The organism is Streptomyces sp. DSM 42067 (assembly GCF_055792885.1).
The window spans coordinates 5534440-5559471 of sequence record NZ_CM147706.1 but is presented as its reverse complement, the minus strand read 5'-3'; the positions used below and the strand labels follow the sequence as shown (position 1 = coordinate 5559471).

General features: G+C 69.4%; 25 protein-coding genes and 1 pseudogene. 13 read left to right on the top strand and 13 right to left on the bottom strand.

What is annotated here, in order from left to right:
* Window positions 1-36: 36 nt before the first annotated feature.
* The 4 genes from ACSMXV_RS25525 (at window position 37) to ACSMXV_RS25510 (ending at window position 2548) form a co-directional block, all read left to right on the top strand.
* Entirely contained in the window at window positions 37-1278 is a 1242-nt protein-coding gene (locus tag ACSMXV_RS25525; RefSeq protein ID WP_473179065.1) for a helix-turn-helix domain-containing protein, read from the top strand.
* Window positions 1279-1401: 123 nt separating this feature from the next.
* Window positions 1402-1794, top strand: a complete 393-nt coding sequence (locus ACSMXV_RS25520; RefSeq protein WP_473173564.1) for a hypothetical protein — start codon at window positions 1402-1404, stop codon at window positions 1792-1794.
* A complete protein-coding gene (locus ACSMXV_RS25515) occupies window positions 1791-2021 on the top strand; it encodes a DUF7848 domain-containing protein (protein WP_473173563.1) in 231 nt (76 codons plus the stop codon). The genes ACSMXV_RS25520 and ACSMXV_RS25515 overlap by 4 nt, the downstream gene beginning before the upstream one ends.
* A 194-nt stretch (window positions 2022-2215) precedes the next feature.
* The gene (locus ACSMXV_RS25510) at window positions 2216-2548 is read left to right on the top strand and encodes a hypothetical protein (RefSeq protein WP_473173562.1); all 333 of its coding nucleotides are present in this window, start codon (window positions 2216-2218) and stop codon (window positions 2546-2548) included.
* A gap of 288 nt (window positions 2549-2836) precedes the next feature.
* Here the strand turns inward: ACSMXV_RS25510 and ACSMXV_RS25505 are convergent.
* A pseudogene (locus ACSMXV_RS25505) lies at window positions 2837-3718 on the bottom strand (aminotransferase-like domain-containing protein); the annotation flags it as partial.
* Window positions 3719-3765: 47 nt separating this feature from the next.
* Here ACSMXV_RS25505 and ACSMXV_RS25500 point away from each other — a divergent pair.
* The 3 genes from ACSMXV_RS25500 (at window position 3766) to ACSMXV_RS25490 (ending at window position 5986) form a co-directional block, all read left to right on the top strand.
* The gene (locus tag ACSMXV_RS25500) at window positions 3766-4287 is read left to right on the top strand and encodes a carboxymuconolactone decarboxylase family protein (RefSeq protein ID WP_473173561.1); all 522 of its coding nucleotides are present in this window, start codon (window positions 3766-3768) and stop codon (window positions 4285-4287) included.
* Window positions 4284-5018 carry an isocitrate lyase/PEP mutase family protein gene (locus tag ACSMXV_RS25495; protein WP_473173560.1) on the top strand — a complete coding sequence of 245 codons (735 nt, stop codon included), beginning with the start codon at window positions 4284-4286 and terminating at the stop codon, window positions 5016-5018. Before ACSMXV_RS25500 ends, ACSMXV_RS25495 begins: the two co-directional genes overlap by 4 nt.
* Window positions 5019-5185: 167 nt before the next feature.
* Complete coding sequence (locus tag ACSMXV_RS25490; RefSeq protein WP_473173559.1) at window positions 5186-5986, top strand: hypothetical protein; 801 nt, start codon at window positions 5186-5188, stop codon at window positions 5984-5986.
* 156 nt (window positions 5987-6142) lie between these two features.
* On the opposite strand, the gene ACSMXV_RS25485 is transcribed toward ACSMXV_RS25490, so the two are convergent.
* The 8 genes from ACSMXV_RS25485 to ACSMXV_RS25450 all read right to left on the bottom strand — a co-directional run bounded on the left by ACSMXV_RS25485 (window position 6143) and on the right by ACSMXV_RS25450 (window position 16045).
* Complete coding sequence (locus ACSMXV_RS25485; protein WP_473173558.1) at window positions 6143-7108, bottom strand: ABC transporter substrate-binding protein; 966 nt, start codon at window positions 7106-7108, stop codon at window positions 6143-6145.
* Between the two features lies 1 nt (window position 7109).
* Window positions 7110-9083 carry an ABC transporter permease gene (locus ACSMXV_RS25480; protein ID WP_473173557.1) on the bottom strand — a complete coding sequence of 658 codons (1974 nt, stop codon included), beginning with the start codon at window positions 9081-9083 and terminating at the stop codon, window positions 7110-7112.
* A complete protein-coding gene (locus ACSMXV_RS25475) occupies window positions 9083-10261 on the bottom strand; it encodes a quaternary amine ABC transporter ATP-binding protein (protein ID WP_473173556.1) in 1179 nt (392 codons plus the stop codon). Before ACSMXV_RS25475 ends, ACSMXV_RS25480 begins: the two co-directional genes overlap by 1 nt.
* On the bottom strand, window positions 10261-11775 hold the full coding sequence (locus ACSMXV_RS25470) for a GMC family oxidoreductase (protein WP_473173555.1): 1515 nt from the start codon (window positions 11773-11775) through the stop codon (window positions 10261-10263). The genes ACSMXV_RS25475 and ACSMXV_RS25470 overlap by 1 nt, the downstream gene beginning before the upstream one ends.
* Window positions 11776-11878: 103 nt before the next feature.
* Entirely contained in the window at window positions 11879-13381 is a 1503-nt protein-coding gene (locus ACSMXV_RS25465) for an aldehyde dehydrogenase family protein (RefSeq protein ID WP_473173554.1), read from the bottom strand.
* Window positions 13382-13819: 438 nt separating this feature from the next.
* The gene (locus ACSMXV_RS25460) at window positions 13820-14848 is read right to left on the bottom strand and encodes a questin oxidase family protein (protein WP_473173553.1); all 1029 of its coding nucleotides are present in this window, start codon (window positions 14846-14848) and stop codon (window positions 13820-13822) included.
* A gap of 133 nt (window positions 14849-14981) precedes the next feature.
* A complete protein-coding gene (locus ACSMXV_RS25455) occupies window positions 14982-15197 on the bottom strand; it encodes a DUF397 domain-containing protein (protein WP_473173552.1) in 216 nt (71 codons plus the stop codon).
* Window positions 15194-16045 carry a helix-turn-helix domain-containing protein gene (locus ACSMXV_RS25450; protein ID WP_473173551.1) on the bottom strand — a complete coding sequence of 284 codons (852 nt, stop codon included), beginning with the start codon at window positions 16043-16045 and terminating at the stop codon, window positions 15194-15196. Before ACSMXV_RS25450 ends, ACSMXV_RS25455 begins: the two co-directional genes overlap by 4 nt.
* 180 nt (window positions 16046-16225) lie before the next feature.
* Between ACSMXV_RS25450 and ACSMXV_RS25445 the strand changes: the two genes are divergently transcribed.
* From ACSMXV_RS25445 to ACSMXV_RS25420, 6 genes are all read left to right on the top strand, one after another.
* Entirely contained in the window at window positions 16226-16708 is a 483-nt protein-coding gene (locus tag ACSMXV_RS25445) for an ATP-binding protein (protein WP_473173550.1), read from the top strand.
* The gene (locus ACSMXV_RS25440; protein WP_473173549.1) at window positions 16705-17184 is read left to right on the top strand and encodes a hypothetical protein; all 480 of its coding nucleotides are present in this window, start codon (window positions 16705-16707) and stop codon (window positions 17182-17184) included. Before ACSMXV_RS25445 ends, ACSMXV_RS25440 begins: the two co-directional genes overlap by 4 nt.
* Window positions 17181-17537: a hypothetical protein gene (locus ACSMXV_RS25435; protein WP_473173548.1), complete on the top strand. Its 357-nt coding sequence runs from the start codon at window positions 17181-17183 to the stop codon at window positions 17535-17537. Before ACSMXV_RS25440 ends, ACSMXV_RS25435 begins: the two co-directional genes overlap by 4 nt.
* On the top strand, window positions 17423-17932 hold the full coding sequence (locus ACSMXV_RS25430; RefSeq protein ID WP_473173547.1) for a class I SAM-dependent methyltransferase: 510 nt from the start codon (window positions 17423-17425) through the stop codon (window positions 17930-17932). Before ACSMXV_RS25435 ends, ACSMXV_RS25430 begins: the two co-directional genes overlap by 115 nt.
* 36 nt (window positions 17933-17968) lie before the next feature.
* Window positions 17969-18208 carry a hypothetical protein gene (locus ACSMXV_RS25425; protein WP_473173546.1) on the top strand — a complete coding sequence of 80 codons (240 nt, stop codon included), beginning with the start codon at window positions 17969-17971 and terminating at the stop codon, window positions 18206-18208.
* Window positions 18209-18287: 79 nt separating this feature from the next.
* Window positions 18288-18932 carry a class I SAM-dependent methyltransferase gene (locus tag ACSMXV_RS25420; RefSeq protein ID WP_473173545.1) on the top strand — a complete coding sequence of 215 codons (645 nt, stop codon included), beginning with the start codon at window positions 18288-18290 and terminating at the stop codon, window positions 18930-18932.
* A gap of 95 nt (window positions 18933-19027) precedes the next feature.
* Here ACSMXV_RS25420 and ACSMXV_RS25415 read toward each other — a convergent pair whose 3' ends face one another.
* The 4 genes from ACSMXV_RS25415 to ACSMXV_RS25400 all read right to left on the bottom strand — a co-directional run bounded on the left by ACSMXV_RS25415 (window position 19028) and on the right by ACSMXV_RS25400 (window position 24941).
* Window positions 19028-20857, bottom strand: a complete 1830-nt coding sequence (locus ACSMXV_RS25415; protein ID WP_473173544.1) for a sulfatase-like hydrolase/transferase — start codon at window positions 20855-20857, stop codon at window positions 19028-19030.
* A 136-nt stretch (window positions 20858-20993) separates the two neighbouring features.
* Window positions 20994-21983: a malate dehydrogenase gene (locus ACSMXV_RS25410; protein WP_181659170.1), complete on the bottom strand. Its 990-nt coding sequence runs from the start codon at window positions 21981-21983 to the stop codon at window positions 20994-20996.
* A gap of 546 nt (window positions 21984-22529) precedes the next feature.
* Window positions 22530-23606: an XRE family transcriptional regulator gene (locus tag ACSMXV_RS25405; RefSeq protein ID WP_473173543.1), complete on the bottom strand. Its 1077-nt coding sequence runs from the start codon at window positions 23604-23606 to the stop codon at window positions 22530-22532.
* Between the two features lie 687 nt (window positions 23607-24293).
* Window positions 24294-24941: a DUF3017 domain-containing protein gene (locus tag ACSMXV_RS25400; protein WP_473179064.1), complete on the bottom strand. Its 648-nt coding sequence runs from the start codon at window positions 24939-24941 to the stop codon at window positions 24294-24296.
* Window positions 24942-25032 lie beyond the last annotated feature (91 nt).

The following is a 25032-nucleotide window of genomic DNA, read 5'->3' as shown; positions in this document are numbered from 1 at the left end:
AGCGCGGGGGCATACCCTTGACGTGAGGTGATGACGATGTCCACAGGGTTGGCCGACAACGTCAAGAAGTACCGGCGCACGGCCGGACTGAGCCAAGAGGGGTTGGCCGAAGCGGCGGACCTGTCACTCAGCACTGTCCGCAAGGCGGAGCAAGGCGGGCACGTCAGCATGGACACCCTTGCTGCCCTTGCCCGTGCGCTGGGGGTGTCGACTTCCGCTCTGTTCGCCAGCGAGGCACCGAAGTCCGTACTCGGCACGGAGGATGAGGCCAACCGGCGTCATCTGGCAGAGCTGAGGCGTGCCCTCATGCCCCCTATCGGGCTCTCAGTGCCCCTGTCAGAGCCTGGTGAAGCCGGGGAGGTCTCCGCCATCCGGCAGGGCGTACAGGACGGCCACGCGCTCTACCAGGCGGACCGGTACACATCCGTAGCGCGGAAGCTGCCCGGCTTGCTGCGGGCCTCTGAAGCCGCCGTAGCCACCCTTGAAGGCGAAGAGCAGCAACACGCCATGATTGCCCGCGCTCACGCCCTGATGCTCACGGGTAAGTACCTCACTCAGGTACGGCAGTACGACATGGCTTACTTCGCACTCGCTGAGGCAATCCGGCTTGCCCGCGAGACTGGCCAAACTCAGTTGGCAGCCACGGGAGTTGTGGGACTGGGCTGGCTTCTGCTGCGGCAGGACCGATTCGATGAGAGCGAACAGCTTGCAGCGCAGACGGCAGCGGAGATCGAACCCCGCATGTCTTCTGCGACTCCCGCACAGCTTGCCGTCTGGGGTGAGTTGTGGCTCAGGGTTGCTGCTGCGGCACGGCGGAATAACCGGCCGGATGTGGCAAAGCACGCCCGTCGAATGGCGGCTACCGCTGGGGGCGCTCTTGAGCGGGAACACACGGACTTCCCCTCACACTGGAGCGCGTTTGGCCCCGTGACCGCTGAGGCGAAGGCCGTTGAGGACCTTGCCCTTGTGGGTGATGCGCGTGGTGTTCTCCGTCGAGCCGATGAAGGACCCCTGAGCCCCAAAGCCGTGAAGAACTTCGGGCGGTTGAGTACGAACAACTGGGGCCGTCACCGGCTGGACGTTGCCCGCGCTCACGTCTTGCTCGGGTCTCACCAGGACGCCATGGATGAGTTGGTCAACCTTCGTGAGACGGCCGATGTGTGGCTGACGCATCAGCCCATGGCACGACGCGTGATGGGGGACATTCTCAAGACCCGTAAGCGGACGCTGACGGAAGAGATGCGCAGCATGGCAGCTCATCTTGGGCTTGCTGGGTAACTACTGCGGAGCGTGGTAGTTCGCCGCGCTGGGTTGCTGAACTACCGCTTTGCGCACGTGGATTGACGCTCTGTCTGCTCATACGGTCCCCCTTACTGACCAACTGCGAAGGGGGCCGAAGCAATGCAGAGAACGGAAGGCGACCGGCAGCGACGGCAGCACCTTGCCGACGTGTCGACGGGACAGACGCCCCGGTTGCTGCCCTGGGTGACTGAGGACGGCAAGCGGTGCATGTTGAGCACCAGCGACGAAGGCGGTTTCCTGTCTCGGCTCGCTGACGACTTTGAGGCCGTGCAGCTTGCCATGGGTGAGGACGTTCTCAAGCAAGCCCGCAAGGTGCTGGAAGACCCCATGACCCCCAACGCTGAGGTCAGGTACACGGCGGTGCGCCTGGCGGAGTGCCTGACTGACGCGCTGCGAATCGCTGAGAGTCGGGGGCTCCGCTTGCCTGCGCCGGACACCAGCGAGGATGACGACGACGAAGACCCGGCAACGTCCGCTGAGGCAGTCGTATGACCCGAAGCGTCATGCGCTTCGTAGGCCACACCATCCGGCACGTGGAAGAGGGCGGGTGGATCTTCGAAGCCTTCTGCGCGACCACGTCGGAGTGTGAGGAGACATCCGGCCCCCAGGGTGAGCAGGAAGACGCTCAGGACTGGTGCCTTCGCCATACCGGCCGGACTGGTCATGACCTCTTCCGCCGTGTCGTCACGGACCATGCCCGCGTAACGCGGGACGAATGACCCCGGCGCGCTGAGAGACGGCGAATCAAGGCTCAGCGTGTCGGCTGCCCCGTCTGTGCGTACGTCCCCCCGTGGCGCATAGGCGGGGCTTTCCCGTCCCCCTCCGAACCACCGAAAACCAAAGCGCCCCGACAGACCGATTAGGCCCGGTCCATCGGGGCTTGCCGAACAGCTTGCATAGGAGCTGAACGACCATGCGCGATGCTATCGCCCGCGCCCTTCTCTGGGTGCTCTCCGTACTGCCATGGACCCGCCGGAGCAACCCCGGACGCCATTCCGCCGCATTCCTCGCTGAGTGCATCGATCCCGTCCCTGTCAGTCCGTGGTCCCAACCGTGGACCGGACCGACCAAAGCGCAGGCTCGAGAGCTGTTCCGGCAGCAAGCGGAAACCACCCTGGAACTCAACCTGATTCGCCAGCGCCGCCGTGCTGCTGCGCTGGCCACCATGGGCGTTGACTACCCGTACACGTACGAGGGTGCCCCGTTCCCCGCTGCTGCGTTCGTCTCAGCGGAGGTGAGCGCATGACCCGAGAAGCCCTGAAAGCCGCTCCTACGCCCGTTCACGGGGCTGTGTGCTGCCGCTGCCACGCATGGACTACCGCCCCTGTGGCAGTCCGCTGGATTGAGCGTGTGAGCGGCCCCGGAGTGACCCTGTACGCCTGCCCTGACCACGCACCTGCGTTGGGCACCGGTTCGCGTAGTCATCCCTGACCGGACACGGAAGCGCCCCTGTCGTACGTCGCTGAGACGCGCGGCGGGGGCTTTCGCATGCCCTCTGACCTGTGGTCTTTCTGAGTTACCAGGGTGTAGGGTCTACCGGCTGCCGGTCGTAGCGGAACTCCCCGTCGTAGTCGTCCTCCAGGATCAGTCCGCCGCTGCGTCGCGCCCAGTCGACGGCGGCGGCCCGCCGGTCGGGGTGCAGCGGCATGCCCATGGGGAACTGGTGCGCGGGCGTCAGCAGCACGGCGCCCGGCCGCATGTCGTCCAACTCGCGAGTGGATGTGCCCAGTTCGTCGAACGGCAGCGGCGGGACGCCCAGCCCGGCACGGGTCAGCACCTTCCAGAAGACGTCCAGCCCGTACGACTCCACGGCCACGTCCCTGACACCGCGCTCCCCGAGGGCGGCACCGAGCAGCATCAGTGCGTGGGCGAAACCGGCGCAGATCAGGATCCGTTCCGGATCGGCGTGCACGCCACGCGCGCGTGCCAGATAGCCCGAGAGGGCGGTGCGCAGTTCGACGCGGCCGCGCGGGTCGCCGTAGCCGAGGGCGTCGTTCGGTGCGGCGACCAGTGCACGGCGGGCGGCCTTGAGCCACTCGCTGCGCGGGAACGAACCCAGGTCGGGGCTGCCGGGCGTCAGGTCGTACGTCGGGCGGCCGGCCGCCCTGCGCCGGGGCGCCGGGCGGCTCGGCGCCGGAACGGCCCGCTCGGCGACCCGGGTACCCGAGCCCTGCCGGGTGGTGAGCCAGCCCTCGGCCACCAGATCCGCGTAGGCGTCGGCGACCGTGTTGCGGGCGATGCCCAGGTCGGCCGCGAGCGAGCGGGACGACGGCAGGCGTGTGCCGGGCGCCAGCCGTCCGCTGCGGACCGCGTCGCGCAGGGCGTCGGTCAGCCCCTTCCGCAGGCCGGAACCGCTGCCCGTACGACTCGGGTCGATATGCAGGTCCACGCCGAGATTGGCCCAGGATTCCACCATGGAAATGGACCATACCCCTGGGCTACTCCGGTCATAGGGTCAACGGCATGACGAGCAACGACAGCACCCACGGGAACACCGCAGCGGACACCTCATACGCCCCTGAGCACACCCCCCGCCTGCCCTGGGCGAAGCTCGCGCCCGAGGTGTACAAGGCCATGGTCCGGCTGGACGCGGCGGCCCGTCAGGGCGTGGACCCGACACTTCTGGAGCTGGTGAAGATCCGCGCCTCGCAGCTCAACCACTGCGCGTTCTGCCTGGACATGCACACGAAGGACGCCCTCGCGGCGGGAGAGAGCGTGGAGCGCATCATCCAGCTCAGCGCCTGGGAGGAGTCGCAGCACTTCTACACCGAGAAGGAACTCGCGGCGATCGAGCTCACCGAGGCGGTCACCGTCCTCACGGACGGATTCGTACCGGACGAGGTGTACGAGAAGGCCGCCAAGCACTTCGACGAGTCCGAGCTCGCGCAGCTGATCGCGGCGATCACGGTGATCAACGCGTGGAATCGGTTCGGTGTGACCACGCGGATGGTCCCGGGGCACTATCAGCCGGGCGATCACACATGAGCCCTGCCGAGAGCGCTGCCGACGCGTTCCGCGCCCTGCACCACGGGCGTCTGCCCGACGATCCTCTCGTCCTTCCCGGGCCGTGGGACGCGGCCAGCGCGCGGGTGTTCGTGGAGGCCGGGTTTCCGGCACTGGCGACGCCCAGCGCGGGCGTCGCCGCCTCCCTCGGGTACGAGGACGGGGCGACGCCCGCCGACGAGATGTTCGCGGCGGTCGCCCGGATCGCCCGGGCGGTCGACGTCCCGGTGTCCGCGGACATCGAGGGCGGCTACGGGCTGCCGCCGAAGGAACTGGTGGAGCGGCTCCTGGAGACGGGTGCGGTGGGCTGCAACCTTGAGGACTCCCACCAGGGCGTCCTCAAGGACCCGCGGCAGCACGCCGACTGGCTCGCGGAGGTGAGGGAGGCCGCGGGCGAGCGGATCTTCCTCAACGCGCGCGTGGACACGTTCATCCGCGGCGTCGCCGCGCCCGAGCGGGCGATCGAGCGGGCCGCGCTGTATGTGGCCGCGGGCGCGGACTGCGTGTATCCGATCGGCGCTCCCGTCGGTGTACTGCCGCTGCTGCGGGCGGGCATTCAGGGGCCGGTCAACGTGGTCGCCCCGGCGTACGCCGCGCCGTCGTCGCTCGCCGAGCTGGGCGAACTCGGCGCCACCCGCATCACCTTCGGCGGGGGCCTGCAACACCGCGCGACAGCCGCACTGGCCGACTTCGCCCGACGTCTGCGTTCCTGAGCGCGGCACTGCGGGCGCGCGGGCCCGCCGCGGGTGGAGTGGGGCGCCCATCCGCGCCCGCCCGGGCACGGCACTGAAAGCCCTGGCCATGCTCCCCATGCGCCCCTTCTGACTCAAAAGTAAAATATATGGCGATATACCCCTGGAGCCCCTAGGAGGTGTACGCGATGCACCTGAAGATGTACGCGGATCAGCCCAGGGCCTCCAGGGCCCGCCGCCTGCTGGTGGTCGCCGGCTGCACCACGGCACTGGTCGCCGTCCCCCTCAGCGCGCCCGCAGCGACGGCGAGCGCCGGGAACGGCATCGAGGACCTGAGCGCGCGGGAGATCGCCGACAAGGCGGCTGACGCGTTCACGAGCGCGCAGTCCGTCCGTGTCACCCTCGACGAAAACAGCGCCGACCTCGACCGGGGCGAGGTTTCGTCCGCCGACCTCACCCTCGATCGCGACGGCAACTGCAACGGCTCGATGCGGTTCAAGGACAGCGGCAACGTGGAGCTCGTCAAGCGCGGCGAGCAGGTCTGGCTGAAGGCGGACGAGAAGTACTGGAAGACGGAGGTCCCCGGCGCCGAGGGCGAGAACGCGGCCGAGCTCTTCAAGAACCGCTACATCCGCGGCAGCACGGACGACTCTCTGCTGAGAGACCTGGCAGGAGTCTGCGACCTCAAGGAGATCCAGGAGAAGGCCGCCGAGGAATCCCGCAAAGCCAAGGACCTGCGGAAGGGCGATCCGACGACGGTCGACGGCACGCCGACCATCCCGGTGTCGGGCATGGAAGAGGGCGTGACGCACACCGTGTACGTCGCCACCGAGGGCAAGCCCTACCCGGTCAGGACGACGAAGAAGGGCGACGGCAAGGATGTGACGGCGACGTTCAAGGACTACGACAAGCCCGTGCCGACCGAGACCCCGTCGGCGGACGAGTCCGTGGACGTGTCGAAGCTGTACGAGGAGGTGCCGAGCGCGTAAGCGTCGCGGTCACGCGACACGCGGGCTCGGGGCACACGGACTCGGTGCACACGGACTCGGTGCACGCGGGCTCGGGGAACGCCCTGACACCCCCGTGCCGGACGCCCTGCGAGGGGGGCGCCCGGCACGGGGGACCACTTCGGTTCGCTCAGCGGATCACTTCGGCAGCCACGCCTTCCACGTGGACTCATGTCCCTCGACCCACTTCTTCGCCGCCTCCTCGGGCGACATCTTCTGGTCGGCGATCATCAGGGACACCTCGTTCTGGTCCTCGGTCGTCCAGGTGAAGTTCCTCAGGAACTCCGCCGCCTTGCCGCCGGTCTTCGCGAAGTCCGCGTTGAGGTACTTCTGCAGCGGCGTGTGCGGGTAGGCGCAGGCGACCTTCTCGGGGTCGGCGTCGCAGCCCTCCTTGTACGCGGGCAGCTTCACCTCCGTCATCGGCACCTTCTCGAAGAGCCACTGCGGCTGGTACCAGTACGTCAGGAACGGCTTCTTCTGCTTGGCGAACTGCCTGATCTGGGTGATCTGCGCGGCCTCGGAACCGGCGAACACCACCTGGAAGTCCAGGTCCAGGTTCTCCACCAGCGCCTTGTCGTTGGTGACGTACGACGGCGAACCGTCGAGCAGCTGGCCCTTGCCGCCGCTCTCCGCGGTGCGCAGCTCGTCCGCGTACTTGTTCAGGTTCTTCCAGTCCGTGACGTCCGGGTGCTCCTCGGCGAAGTACGTCGGGACGAACCAGCCGATGTGGCCGGTGACCCCGAGCTCGCCGGCGCTCGCGATGGTCTTCTTGTCCTCGACGTACCGCTTTTCCTCGTCCGGGTGACCCCAGTCCTCCAGAATCGCGTCCACCCGGCCCTGGCTGAGCGCGTCCCATGCGGGGACCTCGTCGATCTGCACGGTGTCGACGCGGTAGCCGAGCTCGTGCTCCAGCAGGTACTTCGCCACGCCGACGTTGGCCTGGGCGCCCACCCAGGACTGCACGGAGAGCGTCACGGTCCTGGCGTCCTGCGCGCCCGCGAAGGGCGACGCCTGCTTGGTCATGTCGGCGGCGCCGCAGCCGGTCAGCGCCAGCAGCGCGGCCCCGGCCGCGACCAGGCTGGTCATTCGGGTACGGAATCGCATGTCACGCTCCCTTCTTCGCGTGCCGCTCAGCCGGCTGCGTCACCCGGTCGAGCATCAGGCCCAGGCAGACGATCGCGGCACCGGCCACCAGACCGGTCGCCAGGTCGCCCTGGGCGAGCCCGAACACGACGTCGTAGCCCAGCGCTCCGCCGCCGACCAGGCCGCCGATGATGACGACGGCGAGTACGAGGACGACGCCCTGGTTGACCGCGAGCAGCAGGGCGCTGCGGGCCAGCGGGAGCTGCACCTGGCGCAGTTGCTGCCCGCCGGTGGCGCCCAGCGAGCGGGCGGACTCCAGTGCGCCCGGGTCGACCTGGCGCAGGCCCTGCGCGGTGATGCGGACGACGGCGGGCAGCGCGTAGACGACCGCCGCGGCGACGGCGGGCGCGCGGCCCACGCCGAACAGGGCCACCACCGGGATCAGGTACACGAACTGCGGCATCGTCTGGAACACGTCGAGTACGGGCCGGAGCATCCGGTCCACACGGGCGCTGCGCGCGGCCGCGACACCGGTCGCGACACCCAGGACGAGGGTCACCGCGACGGCCGCAAGGACCTGCGACAGCGTGTCCAGCGACGGCTTCCACACGCCGAGGACGCCGATCGCGGCCATGGCGAGGACCGCGGTGAGCGCGGTGCGCCAGGTGCCGATCAGCCAGGCGAGCGCCGCGACGATCAGCAGGACGGACCACCAGGGCAGCCACTGCAGCCCGTCGCGGACCGGGTCGAGGACCCAGGTCGTGAAGTGGCCGGCCCAGTCGGCGGTGCCGCCCACGAAGGGGACGCCGGTGTAGAGGTGGTCGGTCATCCAGTCGACGGCGTTGTTGACGGGCTCGGCGATGGTGACGGTCCAGGCGCCGGGCCACTCGAGGCGGTCCGCGAAACGTCCTGCGAGTGCCACGACGACGGTGAGCGCGGCAGCGGCCGCCCAGCCCCGTCCGCCCCGGAGCGCGCCGTGGTCCGGCTCGGACGCGCCGAGCCGGGCGCCCGCGGCCGCCGTCGTACGGTCCAGGACCACGGCGAGCAGCACGATCGGGATGCCCGCGGCGAGCGCCGCTCCCACGTCCACCGAGGCGAGGGCCTGGTACACGCGGTCACCGAGACCGCCCGCGCCGATCACCGAGGCGATCACGGCCATCGACAGCGCCATCATGATCGTCTGGTTGAGGCCGAGCAGCAGCTCCTTGCGGGCCAGCGGCAGCCGGGCGGTCAGCAGCCGCTGACGCGCCGTGGCGCCGAGGGAGTCCACGGCCTCCATCACGCCCTCGTCGGCACCGCGCAGTCCGAGCGCGGTGAGCCGGGCCATCGGCGGCGCGGCGTACACGACGGTGGCGAGAACGGCCGCCGGGACGCCGATACCGAAGACGAGCACGACCGGCAGCAGATACGCGAAGGCGGGCAGCACCTGCATGGTGTCGAGGACGGGCCGCAGCGCGCGGTACATACGGTCGGAGAGCCCCGCGGCGAGCCCGAGCAGCGCGCCGAGCACGACGGAGGCGACGACCGCCACCACCATGAGCGCCAGCGTCTGCATGGTGGGCACCCACATGCCGAGCAGCCCGCAGACGAGGAACGCGACGGCGGTGCCGAGGGCGAGCCGCACCCCGGCGACGCGCCAGGCGACCAGCCCGGCCGCGGCCGTGACACCCGCCCAGCCGACGGCCAGCAGCACGAGATAGACCGCGCGTACGGACAGCGTGACGGCGTTCGAGATGTGCCCGAAGAAGTACAGGAACAGCGGGTGGCTGTCGCGGTTGTCGATGATCCAGTCACTGGCGCTGCCGAGCGGCCCGGACAGATCGACGGTCAGCGCGTCGGGCCAGGCACCGCTCGCCCAGCGGGCGTGGACGACCGGCACGAGGACGGCCGCGACGACGGCGAGCAGCAGGAGCTTGCCGACGGCGGGGCGGCGCACCAGTCCTCTGACGAGGCCGGCGATTCCCGTATGGGGAACGGGCGCGGTGGCGGTAGCCATCAGGCCACCTCCTCGCCGGAGACGGCAGGCCGGACGTCGGCGGGCTCGGTCCCGGCACCCCCGCTTTCGGCGGTCTCCCCCGTCCCGGCACCCCCGCTTTCGGCGGTCTCCCCCGTCCCTGCCACCACCCCGAGCAGCGCCTCCGAGTCGACGACCCCCACGCACCGCCCCTCGTCCATCACACGCGCCGGGAACCCCGAGCGCGCGACGGCCTCGATGGCCTCCGACACCGTCGCCTCAGGGGCGACGGCCGGGCCGTGGCCCGCCTCGTCCCCGCCCGCGGGACGCATGGCCGTACGCACCGTCATGACCTGCTCGCGCGGCACGTCCCGCACGAACTCGCGTACGTAGTCGTCGGCGGGCGACCCGACGATCTCCTCGGGCGTGCCGAGCTGCACGATGCGGCCGTCGCGCATCAGCGCGATGCGGTCGCCGAGGCGCAGCGCCTCGTTCAGGTCGTGGGTGATGAAGACCATGGTGCGGCCCTCTTCGCGGTGCAGGCGGATGACCTCCTCCTGCATGTCGCGCCGGATCAGCGGGTCGAGCGCGCTGAACGGCTCGTCGAAGAGCAGCACTTCGGGGTCGACAGCGAGCGCCCGGGCCAGGCCGACACGCTGCTGCTGACCGCCGGAGAGCTGCCCGGGACGGCGCTGCTCCATGCCCTCGAGGCCGACCTTGGCGATGACCTCCTGGGCCTTCTCCCGGCGCTCGGCCTTGCCGACGCCCTGGATCTCGAGGCCGTACGCGACGTTGTCGAGGACGGACCGGTGCGGCAGTAGCCCGAAGTGCTGGAAGACCATGGCCGCCCGGTGGCGGCGGAGTTCGCGCAGCCGGGACTTGTCCATGCCCAGCACGTCCTCGCCCTCGATGGCGATCTTTCCGTACGTCGGCTCGATGAGCCGGGTCAGGCAGCGTACGAGCGTGGACTTGCCGGAGCCGGACAGGCCCATGACGACGAAGACCTCGCCCTTGCGGACGTCGAAGCTCACGTCCCGGACGGCGGCGTTGCAGCCCGTGCGCTGCCGCAGTTCGGCCGGGCTGAGCGCGGCCAGCTCCGGATCGGCGGGTACACGGTCAGCCTTCGGTCCGAAGACCTTCCACAGACCGTCGACGGAGAAGACGGGAGCGCCGGCGGGCGCCTTCGCGGGGGCCACGGCGGTGGCAGCAGTCGTACTCATCACGCATCACCCCGCAGCAGCTCGGCGGCCTTCTCCCCGACCATCAGCACCCCGATCATCGGGTTGACCGCGGGCATCGTCGGGAAGACGGACGCGTCGGCGATACGGATGCCGTCGAGCCCGCGGATCTTCAATTCCGGGTCGACAACGGCGAGTTCGTCGTCGACCGCCCCCATGCGGCAGGTGCCCGCCGGGTGGTACACGGTGTGCGCGACCTTGCGCGCGTACTCGCTGAGCTCCTCGTCACCGGTGATCCCGGGTCCCGGGCACACCTCGCGCTTCAGCCAGCTCGCGAGCGGTTCGGTCTTGGCGATCTCGCGGGCGATCTTGATGCCGTCGACGAGGGTGCGGCCGTCGTAGTCGTCCTCGTCCGTGAAGTAGCGAAAGTCGAGGGCGGGCTTGGCCTCCGGGTCGGCGCTGGTCAGGTAGATCCGGCCGCGGCTCTTGGGCTTGGGGATGTTCGGGGTCATCGAGACGCCGTGCTCGGGCCGTTCGTAGCCGAGCCGCTCCGGGTTGTCGGTGAACGGGACCTGGTAGAAGTGGAACATCAGGTCAGGGCCCGGGTGTTCGGGATCCCGCCGCACGAACAACCCCGCGTCGCTGTCCATCGCGGAGTTCTCGGGGATCGGCCCGTTCGTCTCCCACACGATGACGGACTCCGGGTGGTCGAGCAGGTTCTCGCCGACGCCCGGCAGATCGTGCACGACGGGTATGCCGAGCCGCTCCAGGTCCGCCTTCGCGCCGATGCCGGAGTGCATCAGCAGCCGCGGCGAGTCCACCGCGCCCGCGCACAGCAGCACTTCCCGCTTCGCCTCGACGAGGACCTCCTCGCCGTCCTTGGTCCGGACGTGCACACCCTTCACACGCGTGCCGTCGAACTCCAGCCTGTACGCCCAGGTCTCCAGCCAGATGTCGAGGTTGGACCGGTCGAGGAAGGGATGCAGATACGCGACCGAAGCGCTCGACCGCTTGTTGTTCTCCGGGTGGTACGCGAGGTCGAAGAAGCCGACGCCCTCGTCGAACGGCTTCTTGTTGAAGCCCTCGATGCGCGGAACCCCGAGCGCGGCCTGCGCGGCGTCGACGAAGTCACGCGCGATGGCGTTCCGGTCCTGCTCGTCCACGGCCACGATGTTGTTGAGCAGTCGTGCGTAGTACGCCTCCATCTGCACGGCGCCCCAGCCCTTGGCGCCGGCCCGCTCCCACTCGTCCCAGTCGGACGGCAGCGGCTTGAAGGAGATGAGGGTGTTGTGCGAGGAGCAGCCGCCGAGTACGCGGGCGCGGCTGTGCCGGATGTGCGAGTTGCCGCGCGGCTGCTCGGTCGTCGGGTAGTCGTAGTCGAGGTCTCCGCCGAGCAGGCCCATCCAGCGGCGCAGGGTGAGGACGTCCTCCCGGTCGACGTCGCTGGGCCCGCCCTCGATGACGGCGACGCGGACGTCCGGGTTCTCGGTCAGACGGGACGCGATCACGGATCCCGCGGTGCCGCCGCCGATGACGACGTAGTCGTACTCAGACATGTGTGTGTTGCTCCTCTGTCGTGCAAGGTGCTGCGCGTATGGGGTCTTACCGCGCGTATGGGGTCGTACCGAGGGGTACGACGGCGGGTTCAGCGGCCTCCGCTCAACCCGCGAACCACCGCACCGGGCGCGGGTCCAGGTTCTGGTAGACGTGCTTGCTCTCGCGGTACTCGGCGAGCCCGGCGGGCCCGAGTTCGCGGCCGACCCCGCTCTTGCCGAAGCCGCCCCACTCGGCCTGCGGGAGGTAGGGGTGGAAGTCGTTGATCCACACGGTGCCGTGCCGCAGGCGTCCTGCGACGCGCCGGGCGCGCCCCGCATCGGCGGTCCAGACGGCGCCCGCGAGCCCGTACTCGGTGTCGTTGGCGAGGGCGACGGCCTCGTCCTCGGTGCGGAAGGTCTCGACGGTGAGCACAGGACCGAAGACCTCCTCCCGCACGACCCGCATCTCGCGGTGGCAGCCGTCGAGGACGGTCGGCTCGTAGAAGTAGCCGGTGGCGGGCCGGATGCCGGACGGCTCGGGCCGCTGCCCGCCGGTCACCAGCACCGCGCCCTCTTCCAGCGCGGAGGCCACGTAGCCCTCCGTCTTCGCGCGCTGCTGCTCGGATACGAGCGGTCCGCACTCGACGCCGTCCTCGGTGCCGCGGCCGAGCCGGATCTTTGCGGCCCGGCGCGCGAGTTCGGCGACGAAGCGCTCGCGCACCGACTCCTCGATGATGAGCCGGGAACCCGCGGAGCACACCTGGCCGCTGTGGATGAAGGCGGCGTTGAGCGCCTGGTCGACGGCGGTGTCGAAGCCTTCGTCGGTGGCGCAGGCGTCGGCGAACACGACATTGGGGTTCTTGCCCCCAAGCTCGAGGGCGACCTTCTTGACGCCGACAGCCGCGGCCTGAGCGACCTTCGTACCGCTGACGAGCCCGCCCGTGAACGACACGAGGTCGACGTCCGGGTGCTCGGCGAACCGCGCACCGACCGAATGACCGGGGCCCGTCACGATGTTGGCGACCCCGGCGGGCAGCCCGGCCTCGACGAGCAGGCCGATCAGCGCGACGGTCGTCATCGGGGTGATCTCGCTCGGCTTGACGACGAACGTGTTGCCAGCCGCCAGCGCGGGTGCGATCTTCCAGCTGGCCTGCAGCAGCGGGTAGTTCCAGGGCGTGATGAGCGCGCAGACGCCGACGGGCTCGTGCACGACGACGCTGTGGACGGTGTCCGTCCCGGCGTCGACGACACGGCCCGCGCCCTCCGCGGCCACGAGGTCGGCGAAGTAGACGAAGGCGTCGGCGACACAGTCGATGTCGACGCGCCCTTCCTCCACCGTCTTGCCCGCGTCGCGGCTCTCCAGCAGGCCGAGCTCCTCGCGGTCGCGGCGGAGCAGGTCGGCGACCCGGCGCAGCAGCGCGGCCCGCTCGGCGACGGGCGTCGTGGGCCAGGGGCCCTGGTCGAATGCGGCACGGGCGGCAGCGATGGCGGCGTCCGCGTCCTCGGCACCACCCTCGGCGATCACGGCGAACGGCTTCGCGTCCGCCGGGTCGAGAATCTCCCGCGTGGCACCGGAGAGGGCGCTGCGCCACTCTCCGCCCACATGAATGGTCTTGTGCGACGACACGTCCTGTTTGGCCTTCCACTCCGTCTTTCTGCACGCCGATCACTTTCGGCGATCGCGGGCACCTGCCCTGCCAGGCGGAAAGCATGCACACGGGTCAGCTGAAAGTGCTCTATGTCACCGCATATGCATGTCTTACGGCTCTCCACCCGAATTCACCGTAGCCGCCGCCGCGCCGAGCGCCGCTACACACCGCAACCGTGAGGCCTGCCCGCAAAGGCCCAGAACATGACGGCCCGACGGCGAAAGTGCGCGATACCACTAGGAATGGAGACCTAGGACCCTGAAAATACGCTGAGTAGCGATATTGCCTGAGAAAGTGACGCAAGAGACATGAATCAGAGGGATACCGGGCAGTAGCAAAAGGCGCGCGCAGGGACGCACGCCTAGAAGAACCATCGCGAGGGCATTCACAGAATCGCCGCTACGGGCATTCGCCATTCAGGAAATCGGCTCGCTGAGCTCGATGGCGCGCAGAGCGGCGGCGAGCGCCTGTTCGTCACCGATGTCCAGTGCGGTGTCGGTCAGCTTGATGACGTGTTCGTCGCCGTGCGACAGGGCGCGCTCGAGGGCTTCCTCGGCGGTGATGCGACCGGGCGGCACATAGAGGACGGGCTCGCTCGGCGCGTACATCGCCGTCACGGCCGCCGACGCCAGCCACGCCGCGTGGAGGCTCGGCGCCCACAGTTCGCCGGGCAGAGCGGGAAGCGTGCGCAGTACGGCGCTGGGTGCCGTCGCCGTGTGGACCAGCATGATCTCGTTGCCGTGGCCATGGGTTGCGTAGCGATGAGTCGCGGCACGCACCAGCTCGGCGAGCCGCTGCCTGGCCGCGTCCGGGTCGGTCACCTCGCTCGCCCAAGCGGGCAGCCGTTCGACGAGGGCCAGCCGGGCGGGGAAGCCGCCGTGCGGATCAGAGACCGGCGGCACGGCGTCCAGCGCCTCGTCGGCGTCACGGGCCTCATGGGCAGCGGAAACCAGCGCGATGCCGGAGAGCGGATGATGCCTGGCGGCCCAGTAGCCGAGCCCGCGGGCGAGCTCGGCGAGACGCGGCGCGCTCTCCCCGCCCTCGATGAGAGAACGCACGGCGTGGCCCACCCGGATCACGGGATGAGTGGAGCCTCCGTACATCCCGTGCAGCAGGCGCGGCCACCACTCAGCGAGAACGCCTCTCCAGGAGGCTTCGCCGACGGCCCGTGTGAAGTACGCGATCCAGTCGGCGACCCTGCGCGAATCGCCCAGCGCGGCATGCCAGTTGGCGTCGGTCACGGTCTCCACAGGGCCGGGGAACTCCTCGAGCTTCGCCTCGTACAGATCCAGCCAGCGGTGCACCGCACCCGACCGTCCATGCGCGGCCAGCGCCTCGACCACCATCGGAGCGTGATTGGTGAGCCGCCCGAGCCGCTCCGGCCCCGCGGCATGCAACCGCTCCAGCGCCTCGTCGAGCACACCGCTCGTATCCCGTGTGTCCATGCAGGCAGGCTACTGAGCCGCGACACGGCTCCGTATCGACCCGAGGAACGAGGCCCGGCCCGGACCAGGACCTACGACCAGGGACGTAGCAGCCGGTGAATTGACCGAACTCACCGCTGCGGGCCCTGCCGCGTCAGCGCCAGGACTCGACGAACGCGCGCCACGCGCCCGGCCCGAAATGGAGGGTTCCGCGGCCGGGATCCTTGGAGTCACGCACGGCATGCCGGCCGGACGGGAGGGGGGAGTGTTCGACGCAGGCGTTCTCGGCACCGCTGTAGGTGCTCTTGCGCCAGATCAGACCGTCCAGTTGGCCGATACCAGGGCTTGGCGCATGCTTCGCGAACGTCACGATTCACTTTCCCTGAGCAGGTCCCGGATGTACCGCTGGGACGCAGTTGGTGAGAGCGCTGCGGCCGTCAGTTCATTCCAGGCTTGGACGTACACCTGTACGTGCTGCCGCTGTTCCAGCAACGTACCACCCGCCATGTGCTCCAGCCATGCGACGTCGGAACCCGCTTCTCCCCTCAGCGTGAAGATGTGAACCGGGCCGTACTGCGCAGTGGGAAGTGACGCGTCGAGAGGAAGCACCTGAATCGTCACGTTGGGTCGGCGTCCCGCCTCTAGCAGGTAATCAAGCTGCTCCCGTACGACCTCTCGGGACCCGTTGATGCGATGCAGCGCAGGCGCGTCGATCACGGTGCGCAGGAGGAATTCATCGCCGGAGAGCAGTTCCTTGCGCTTCAGGCGAGTCTCGACCAGGACATCCACGTTCGCCCGGTGACGGCTGGACTCGAAGATGCCGCGCATGTACGCCTCGGTCTGCAGCAGTCCAGGCAGCACGAACGGCTCGTACGCACAGACCGCTTCCGAGTCCGCCTCCAGCGTCAAGTAGTCCTTCAACGAGTCTTGCAGCAAGGGACCTTGGGCGCTCCACCAGTCAACCTTGTGGATCTCCTTGGCCAGGCGACGAAGGCCGGCCCTGTACGCCTCGTCCTCGACACCATAGAGATTGAGCAAAGTGGTCAGGTCGAGAGCCCTGATACCGCGCTTTCCCGTCTCGATCTGGCTGACCTTCGGGTGGCCGCACTCCAACGCATCAGCCGCGTCTTGGACCTTGAGGCCGGCATCGATACGCAGACGGCGCAGTTCACCGCCGAGTCGTCGACTTCGCATGGTGGGCATGTCGCTCTGAGCCATGCCCAGATGATGTCCCGCGCCGTGGGACCTGTACAGCCGCATATGCCACTTCGTTCCGAAGAGACGAATCTCGTAACGAACAATTGCCTACGTGACTCGTCACCCGTCATGCTCGTTGTCGTAGACGCAACCGCCCTTCCAGCAGGAGGGGTTGACGATTCCCACGCCCAGGAGCCGTGCATGCCCACGCCCCTCCTCCCCCTCCGCCACTTCACCGACCACCAGGTCACCCTCCGCCTGCACTACAGCCCGGACCGGCTCGCGCACGTCCGCCGCATCGTGGCGGCGCTGCTGAGCCACTGGGGCCTGGACGACCTGATCGACGACGGCGTGCTGGTCGCCACGGAACTCGTCGGCAACGTCCGGCACACAGAGAACCCGTCGTACGAGCTGACGCTGCGCCGTAGCGAGTCGGACCTGCTCATCGAAGTGAAGGACTTCGGCCGCACGCTGCCCGCCATCCGCACTGGACCTCCGGATCCCGACACCTCACGAGACTCGGGCCGCGGGCTACCCCTCGTCTCCGCACTGTCGGCCGAATGCGGCGTGACGCCGCTGCTCGACGGCAAGACGGTGTGGGCGGCCCTTCAGACGGGGCCGCAAGGGAACGCCCGTATGGGCGATAGCGCGCGCCGGACATTCGAAGTAATTTCAAAGTCATGAGCGCACAGGGTGCATCCGTGAACTTCTCCGAGCTCGTCAACAAGAACCGGCAGACGCTGGCCAGACTCGAGGAGTCCCCAAGACTCGTACTTCACCGCCGCGACGGCGAGGACCTGGTGCTGACGACGGCCTCGCGTGCGGAGCAGGACCAGTCGGTTGTCGCCGCGGCCACGCATCTACTGGCAGCGATGGCCAGGCGCGAGCCCGGCAGCGTGGAACTACTCCTCGATCTGTTGCCCGACGCCTTCCCATGGGTGCACTTTCTGCCCGAGGCCGACGTCCACGCCTTCGCCGTCGAACTGGTCGACACCATGCGGGCAGCCGAATCGCTGAACAACAACGCCTCTGTGGCCCAGCTGCTCGTCGCGTGGCAGCACACCGCTGAGGCGTACTCGGATCCGGAAGTCCGGGCCGCACTCACCAGGGATCACGACGAGGACTTCGGCCCCGCGCCCGACCCACGGACCATCGCGTGACGGCGGGGCGGGGAGACCGCGCCGCACCGCCTGCACCAGCGGACCAGTGGGAGGTGCGCTTCGCCGACGGAGCTTCCGCGAAGGGCTGGGAATGCCTGGCCCAGCAAGCAAAGGACAACACCTATCGGATGTGGATCGTCATGCGGACCGATCCGAGGCCACTTGACGAGACGCCACGTCACCACCGGCTCAAGGGCACGCTGGCCCACGGCAGGTACCGCGGTCAGGTCTGCGAGCAGTGGCAGCTCGAGGTCACGGGTGGAGGCAGGATCTGGTATCTGACCGACATCGAGCGCAGAACGTGCTGGATCACGTACGCAGGGACCGGGCATCCGAAGGCCACCGATCGCTAACCACTGGGCGCCCCCTCAAGTGCCTGGCGGGCGCGGCCGACGATCTGCGAGGCGCCGCCGGGCTCGTCGTCCGCGGTGCACTGGCACGGACCTGCAACGGCGCTGCCGTCATCGCCTGTGAGCCGTCCGCCGCGATGCTCCGTGTCTGCCGCTCGGCCTGCCCGCCGACGATCCCGGTCATCGCCGCAGCGGCAGAGGCCCTGCCCTTCGGAGACGAGGTTCTCGACGCGGTGTGGGCCTCTCAAGTCATCCATCACATCGAGGATTTGCCGGCATTCGCCCGCGGCTTGCGCCGTGTCCTGATGCCCGGCGGCCGCCTCCTTCTCCGTGGAGGCTTCGGCCCGCCGGACCACCTGCCGCTGTACCGCTACTTCCCGTCGGCCTGGGCCCCGTGAACAGCAGCAAGCCTGCACCTGGCCGAGATCACCACCTTGCTCGCCGGCGTCGGACTGCACCGCGAGGCCCACCTCAACGTTGACCAGACGATCGCCGGTGGCGGCGACGAGCTGGTGGAAAGGGTCCGTACTCGCTCGTTGAGCCCGCTGGCCGAGCTGCCCGACGCGGTGTACGAAGCAGGGCTGCGGAAGCTGCAATCCGATGTGCAGGACGGCCGGTTCCCGGACCCCGTCACCGCACGGCTCGACCTTGCGGTGTTCCGCTCCGCGCCTTGATGAGCTGGCGTCTCAACGAAAGTACTCAGCACCGGAGCGCGCTCACGAGGCCGGGTCCTGCTATGGGATGCTCATCGCTGTGACCGATCTTGCTAATCAGCGGAACTACTGGAACGTCACGGGGACCGCGAAGACGTTTGGTCATCCGGTAGAGCCGTTGTGGCTGGCCGACGTCGATCGTCAGGCTCACATCCTTGACTACGGATGCGGCTACGGGCGGCTGACCGGCGTCCTCGCCGAGCACGGCTTCAAGAACGTCGAAGGCGTGGACATCGCCCCCAACCTCATCGCCCGAGCCCGGCAAGAACACCCCGGCGCACGCTTCACCGTGCTGACCAATCCGCCCAATCTGCCTCACCCCACGGGCAGCATCGACGCAGTGCTGCTCTTCGCGGTGCTGACGTGCATGCCCACCGATGCCGGGCAGCGCAAGCTGATCACAGGACTGCACCGAGTGCTACGGCCCGGTGGACTCCTCTACGTCAGCGACCTGTGCCTGCAGGACGACCGGCGCAACCGCTCCCGCTACGACGAGTTCGCACCGAAGTACGGCACCTACGGCATCTTCGAAACCAGTGACGGCGCGGTGTGCCGCCATCACGAGCTGGACTGGCTCCACGACTTGCTCACCGACTTCAACCCGATCGCCACCCGCGAGATCCCCGTGAACACCATGAACGGCCGCCCGGCGCAGGCAACGCAGCTCCTGGTGGCCAAGCCCTGACACCCTCCGCCGTCAATTGCCCCCGAACTCATGATCTCAATTCCGAACAGGGCCTGGCTGCGCGGAGAGCCGCGCAGCTCCTTGATCCCTTGCCCTTACACAGAACCCGCCGTCCGCGGCGTCCCCAGCGTCCGTGTCCTCTCGTAGCGCAGCGACACGTTTCCCGTCGTGCGGGCCGTGCCCACGGCCGTCAGCTGCCAGGTGCCGGCGGGGGTGGTGGTGGGTGTGATGCGCCAGCGTGTGGTGAGGGTTGTGCCGGCGGGCAGGCGGGCGGCCTGGGACTCGGTCAGGGCGTGCACCTGCCAGCCTTCGGGCGTGGTCAGGGTCAGCCGGACATCCGTCCAGACGCGGGCCGAGCCGTTGCCGAGCACGGCCTCCAGCGTGAACTCCTCGTGGGCGAGAGCATTTTCGGGTAGGGGACCGATCCTTACGCCGAAGGGCTTGCGGCGATAGTCGTCGACCCATGCGGAGCGCGCGGCCGCGACCAGCTCCGCCACCTTGCGGGGGTGGGTCGCCGCCAGGTCGTCGGTCTCGCCGAGGTCCGTGGAGAGGCGGTACAGCTCGGCGCTCCACTGGGAGTCGGGGGCCGTCCGGTCGCGGCCGGGGGCGAAGCGGACCAGCTTCCAGTCGTCCTGGCGTACCGCCTCGGCGAGGCGGCGGATGCGGCCCTTGTCCTGGGCGTTGGCGCGGGGCGTCGAGGCGGGGTCGTTGCGGTAGAAGTACAGCGCGTCGTGGCGGGCGGCGGCGGCCTTGGCGTCGCCCGTCAGCAACGGGGCCGCCGACAGCCCGTCGATGTCGGTCGGTGCGGGCGCGCCCGCCAGGTCGGCGAGCGTGGGGAGCAGATCGGTGAGCGGGGTCGGCCGGTCCGTCGTCCCCGCCGCGATCCGGCCCGGGCCCCAGGCGATCAGCGGTGTACGGATGCCGCCCTCGTACAGGTTCCGCTTGTAGCCGCGCAGCGGACCGTTCGCGTCGAACCGGTCGGGGTCGACGCCGCCCTCCTCATGCGGGCCGTTGTCGCTGGCGACGAGCACGACGGTGTCGTGGGCGATGCCGAGCGCGGTGAGCTTGTCGGCGACCTGGCCGACGAGGGTGTCGAAGTAGGCGACCTGCGCGGCGTGCCCCTTGTCGGCGTCCGGCCACGGCTCGTGGGCGTACTCCCCGAACTCCGGGATGTCGCTGGGTGCGTGCGGCACCGTGGGGGCCAGGTACAGCAGAAACGGCTCGTCGGCGTGGCCGGCGATGAAGTCGAGCGCGCGTGCCGTGATGAGGTCGGGGGCGTACGTCTTCCCGTCCAGGGGCACCTCTTCGCCGTTGTGCCAGAGATACGACGGGTAGTAGCTGTGCGCGTGGCGGTGGCTGATGTAGCCGTAGAACTCCTCGAAGCCACGGGAGTTGGGGTGGCTGGGCTGGCCGGCCTGCTCCGGGCCGAAGCCCCACTTGCCGATGACGGCGGTGCGGTAGCCGCGGGCGCGCAGCACCTCGGCGAAGGTGGTGTCGTTCGCGGTGAGGGAGCCCTGCGGCGCGTGGAAGGGGTTCTGGCGTACGGTCGCGTGGCCGCTGTGCAGCCCCGTGAGCAGCGAGCAGCGCGAGGGGGCGCAGACCGGTGCGGGCGAGTAGGCCGAGGTGAAACGTAGTCCCTCGGTGGCCAGACGGTCGATCCGCGGGGTGTTGATGATCTTCTGGCCGTACGCTCCGGCCTCGCCGTACCCGAGGTCGTCGGCGAGGATGACGACGAGGTTCGGGCGGTCTTCTCGGCGTGCGACGGCGGGCTTCGCGGAGGCGGGTCCGGGAACGGTGCCGGACTCCGCGCCGGTGCCGGACTCCGCGCCGGTGCCGGAGTCCTTCCCGTCCGATGAGCATCCGGCCAGGGTGGCGAGACCGAGGGTCGCGGCCGAACCGGCAAGAAAAGTGCGGCGATCGGTCATGTTATTGATCATGCATGGCTTTGTGCCGTTACATCCATGCACACCGCATTGCAGTCCTGTGACAGCCCCGTACGCGGAAGGCCTCGGTCCGGTAACGGACCGAGGCCTTACGTCAATGCTGGTCAGCGACTGCGGCTCAGATGAGGCCCAGCGCGCGAACCGCCTCGCGCTCCTCGGACAGCTCCTGGACCGAGGCGTCGATACGGGCGCGGGAGAACTCGTTGATCTCCAGGCCCTGGACGATCTCGTACTTGCCGTCCTTGGTGGTGACGGGGAAGGAGGAGATCAGGCCCTCCGGGACGCCGTACGAGCCGTCCGACGGGATGCCCATGGAGGTCCAGTTGCCCTCGGCCGTGCCGTTGACCCAGGTGTACACGTGGTCGATGGCGGCGTTGGCGGCGGAGGCGGCCGACGACGCGCCACGGGCCTCGATGATCGCGGCGCCGCGCTTGGCCACGGTCGGGATGAAGTCCTCGGCCAGCCACTTCTCGTCGTTCACGGTCTCGGCGGCGTTCTTGCCGGCGACCGTGGCGTGGAAGATGTCCGGGTACTGGGTGGCGGAGTGGTTGCCCCAGATGGTCAGGCGCTTGATGTCGGCGACCGTGGTGCCCGTCTTCTTCGCGAGCTGGGTGAGCGCGCGGTTGTGGTCGAGGCGGGTCATCGCGGTGAAGCGCTCGGCCGGTACGTCCGGCGCGGCGGCCTGGGCGATGAGGGCGTTGGTGTTGGCCGGGTTGCCGACGACGAGGACCTTGATGTCGTCCGCGGCGTGGTCGTTGATGGCCTTGCCCTGCGGCTTGAAGATGCCGCCGTTGGCCTCGAGGAGGTCACCGCGCTCCATGCCCTTGGTGCGGGGACGGGCGCCGACCAGCAGCGCCACGTTGGCACCGTCGAAGGCGACGTTCGGGTCGTCGGTGATCTCGATGCCCTGGAGCAGCGGGAACGCACAGTCGTCCAGCTCCATGGCGGTGCCCTCGGCGGCCTTCAGCGCCGGGGTGATCTCCAGCAGACGCAGCTTGACCGGCACGTCCGCGCCCAGCAGCTGACCGGAGGCGATGCGGAAGAGCAGCGCGTATCCGATCTGGCCGGCCGCGCCGGTGACGGTGACATTCACGGGAGTGCGGGTCATGGCGATCTCCGTAGGACAGCGGTCTTTGATCGATCTCTCGGCGTCAAGAGATCCACCGGTCAGGCTATCGCGCCTGGGACACGGTGGCCCCCCACACCCCTGTGGCCCGGCCCACATGGCGCGGATACGGGGCGTATGTCACTGATACGGGGTGCATGCCGCCGAACCGGGGCCCTTGTCGCCGATACGGCGCGCACGACACCGAATCGCGCCCATGCCGCCGGTGCGGGGGCAATGCCACCGGTACGGGGTGCATGCCACTGATCTCGGCCATGCCCTGATCCGGGACAGCGGTCGGACATGCCGCTGCCACGCACAGAAGCGGCGGCCGCCTGCCCGGGAGAGGTGGGGCAACGGCGGCCGCCGTGGGGTGCCGGGGTGCGAATGGTGTCCTTGACAGCACCGCACTCCCGTGGGGGTATTGTCCGCCTGCCCCGGACCGGGGCAGGCATTCCCCCATTTCCCGAACTCGTTGGAATTACTTCTCACGGACCCTTCTGACGCCGCCGTGGAGACCCTCAGCACTCCCGGCGGCGTCACGAAGTACTACTCGGTGCAGCCCTTCTGACCAGCCTTCAGGGTTGCGCAGGCCATCGCGTCGGTGGCGTCCTTGACGGCCACCATCGGCGTATACGCGTCGGCGTCGCCGTCGACCGTGCCGTCCTGCTCGGTTGCCCCGGAGGTGATCTGGACCTTGTCGCCTGCGGCCGCCTGGGTGATGCGCGCCCAGGCCGCGCCGCAGGTCTTGCTGTAGCGGACCTCGACGAGGGCCGTACCCACCGTGACGCTGGTGGTGGTCCTCGCCAACTCCCCGCCGCAGCCCATGGTCTCCGGGTCCTTGCCCGTGCAGTCCTTGCCGCTGCACTGGACGCCTTCCGGCAGATTCGCGTTGCTCGTGGTCGGCGTGGCCGAGGGCGCCTTGCCTTCGGTGCCGCCCTTGGTGTCGTCGCCCGGGTCGACGAGCAGGACGGCGGCGGCGATCACGATGAGCGCGCCGACGACGCCCGCGAGGAACATCGTCAGTCTGCGCCCCCGCCGCTGCCGGTCGGGCGAGCCGCCGGGGCCGGGCGCCGTGCCTGCCGGGCCGGGGCGTCCGGGCGGCGCTGCGACGGGACCCCGGCCGTCTCCGGCCGGGACTCCCTCCATGTCCGGCGCGGAGGGCTGCAGCGGAACGCTGGGGGCCACCCCGGCGGGGCCGGCCACGCCCGCGACCGGGCCCGCCGTCCCAACACCGGCGCTCTTCTGGGCGGTCCGGCCGTTCTTGCTCTTGACCGGGGTCGGTCCGAACTCCCCGAGCGCGGCGCGCGCCTGGGATATCCGGATCGCTTCCATGGTCATGTCGTGGCGCATCTCGGAGCGGCTCCAGGCGCGCTCCGCGAGCTCCCACATGGTCGTCAGATGGATGGGGTTGGTTCCGGTCACCTCGGCCAGCGCGACGATCGCGCCCTTGGGCGCGAGCAGCCGGCCGTTCAGATAGCGCTCCCACGACGTCTTGCTGTAGCCGGTGCGGTCTGCCACCGCGGCGATACTCAAACCGCTCCGGTCGACGAGCCTGCGCAGCTGGCTGGCAAACTCCCTGACCTGCGGATCGAGCTCCTGCGGCAGCTCCCTCCAACGAGGCATTGCTTCCCCCCTCTTACCCCCGAAACGTGCCCTGTTGCCCGCGCTCTCCCCGCCGGCGGCGCCTCTGCCCGGCCCCCGTTCTGACTACCCAGAGGGATGCGCCGAGCCAGGATCTCAGTTCCGCCAGTGGGGGCGCACAGGAGCATTCGAGCCACCGGCATGCACCGTTGCACGCCCGACGGTCTCCGGTCCAGTTTTCCATCGGTACCGCGAATTACCGGACGAATCCCTGTTCTAAGTCGGGGACGTCCCAAGGAATCCCGAGGCGCCCGATTGCTCACGTTAGCCCCGCCGTCGCGAGCGATGGTCGTAAATCCTTGAACTTGTCGCCACATCGTCACACAGAGAGCGTGCGGTCACGCAATTGGAGCCCAGCGATCCGGAGTTGGAGAGTCCGATTCCGGTCGCCCGGGCGACGTACCGCTCGCCGCGATGCCGTCAGGACCCCCGTTGCGTGCCGCGCACACCATGGCGGAACAGTCACTTCCGTGCCACAGCGGCCCGGCCTCCCTTGATCCTTCTTGTCACGTCCATGACTCTGAACGCAGGGACGGCGCCCGTCCTCCCTCGGGGGAGGGGACGGACGCCGTCTTCTCGCACGTCGGAGGCCGCGTCAGCCAAGTCGGTACCACGCGTCAGCCGAATCCCGATCGCGAGGCAGCTCCGGAGGCCGCATCCCGGGGCGCGTCAGCTGATCGTGAAGTGCAGCGCGTCGTCCAGGAACGGGATCTTCAGCCACGGCTCTGGCTGCACCATCATCGCGAGCAGCACGATGGCCACGCCCAGCACGCCGTACGTGACCATGTCCGTGAAGCGCGAACGCACGGCGAGCATGCCCACGGAGGGCAGCGTCCAGCGCATGACGGCGCCCGCGATCAGCGCGACGCCGATCACCATGGTGCCGATGCGGAACACGTCGAAAGCCGTCAGCAGGAGGCCGAGCCCGACCAGCGAGAGCACTGCGAGCACGGGCCACTGCCGGGCCGGGGCCGGGGCGTCCCCAGAGGCCGCCCGGCCACCGCCCTCAGGCCTGGCGGTGTCGCGCGTGAACAGAGGGAACCGCCGCGAGGTGCGCTGCGGCCGCCCGTCCGACCCGACGGTGCTGACCGCCCCCTTGGCGCTCGGCCCGTCCTCGTGTGCCGCGGACTGGCCGACCGATCCGGACTCCACGCCCACGGACCCTTCGCCCGATCGCACCGCGCCCGACACCCGCTCCGCCCCGGACGCCGCCCCCTCGACAGACGCGGGCTCCGAACCCGACGCAGGCTCCCCGGCAGACGCGGACTCCGCGACAGACGCCGGCTCCGCGGTCGGCACGGACTCCGCATCCCGCAGCCGCTCCCCGGCCGAGGCCGACTCCGTCGCCCCGGGCCGCCGGGCGTCACCCGTCGGCTGGTGGGCGTCACCCACCGACCGCTCGACCGCC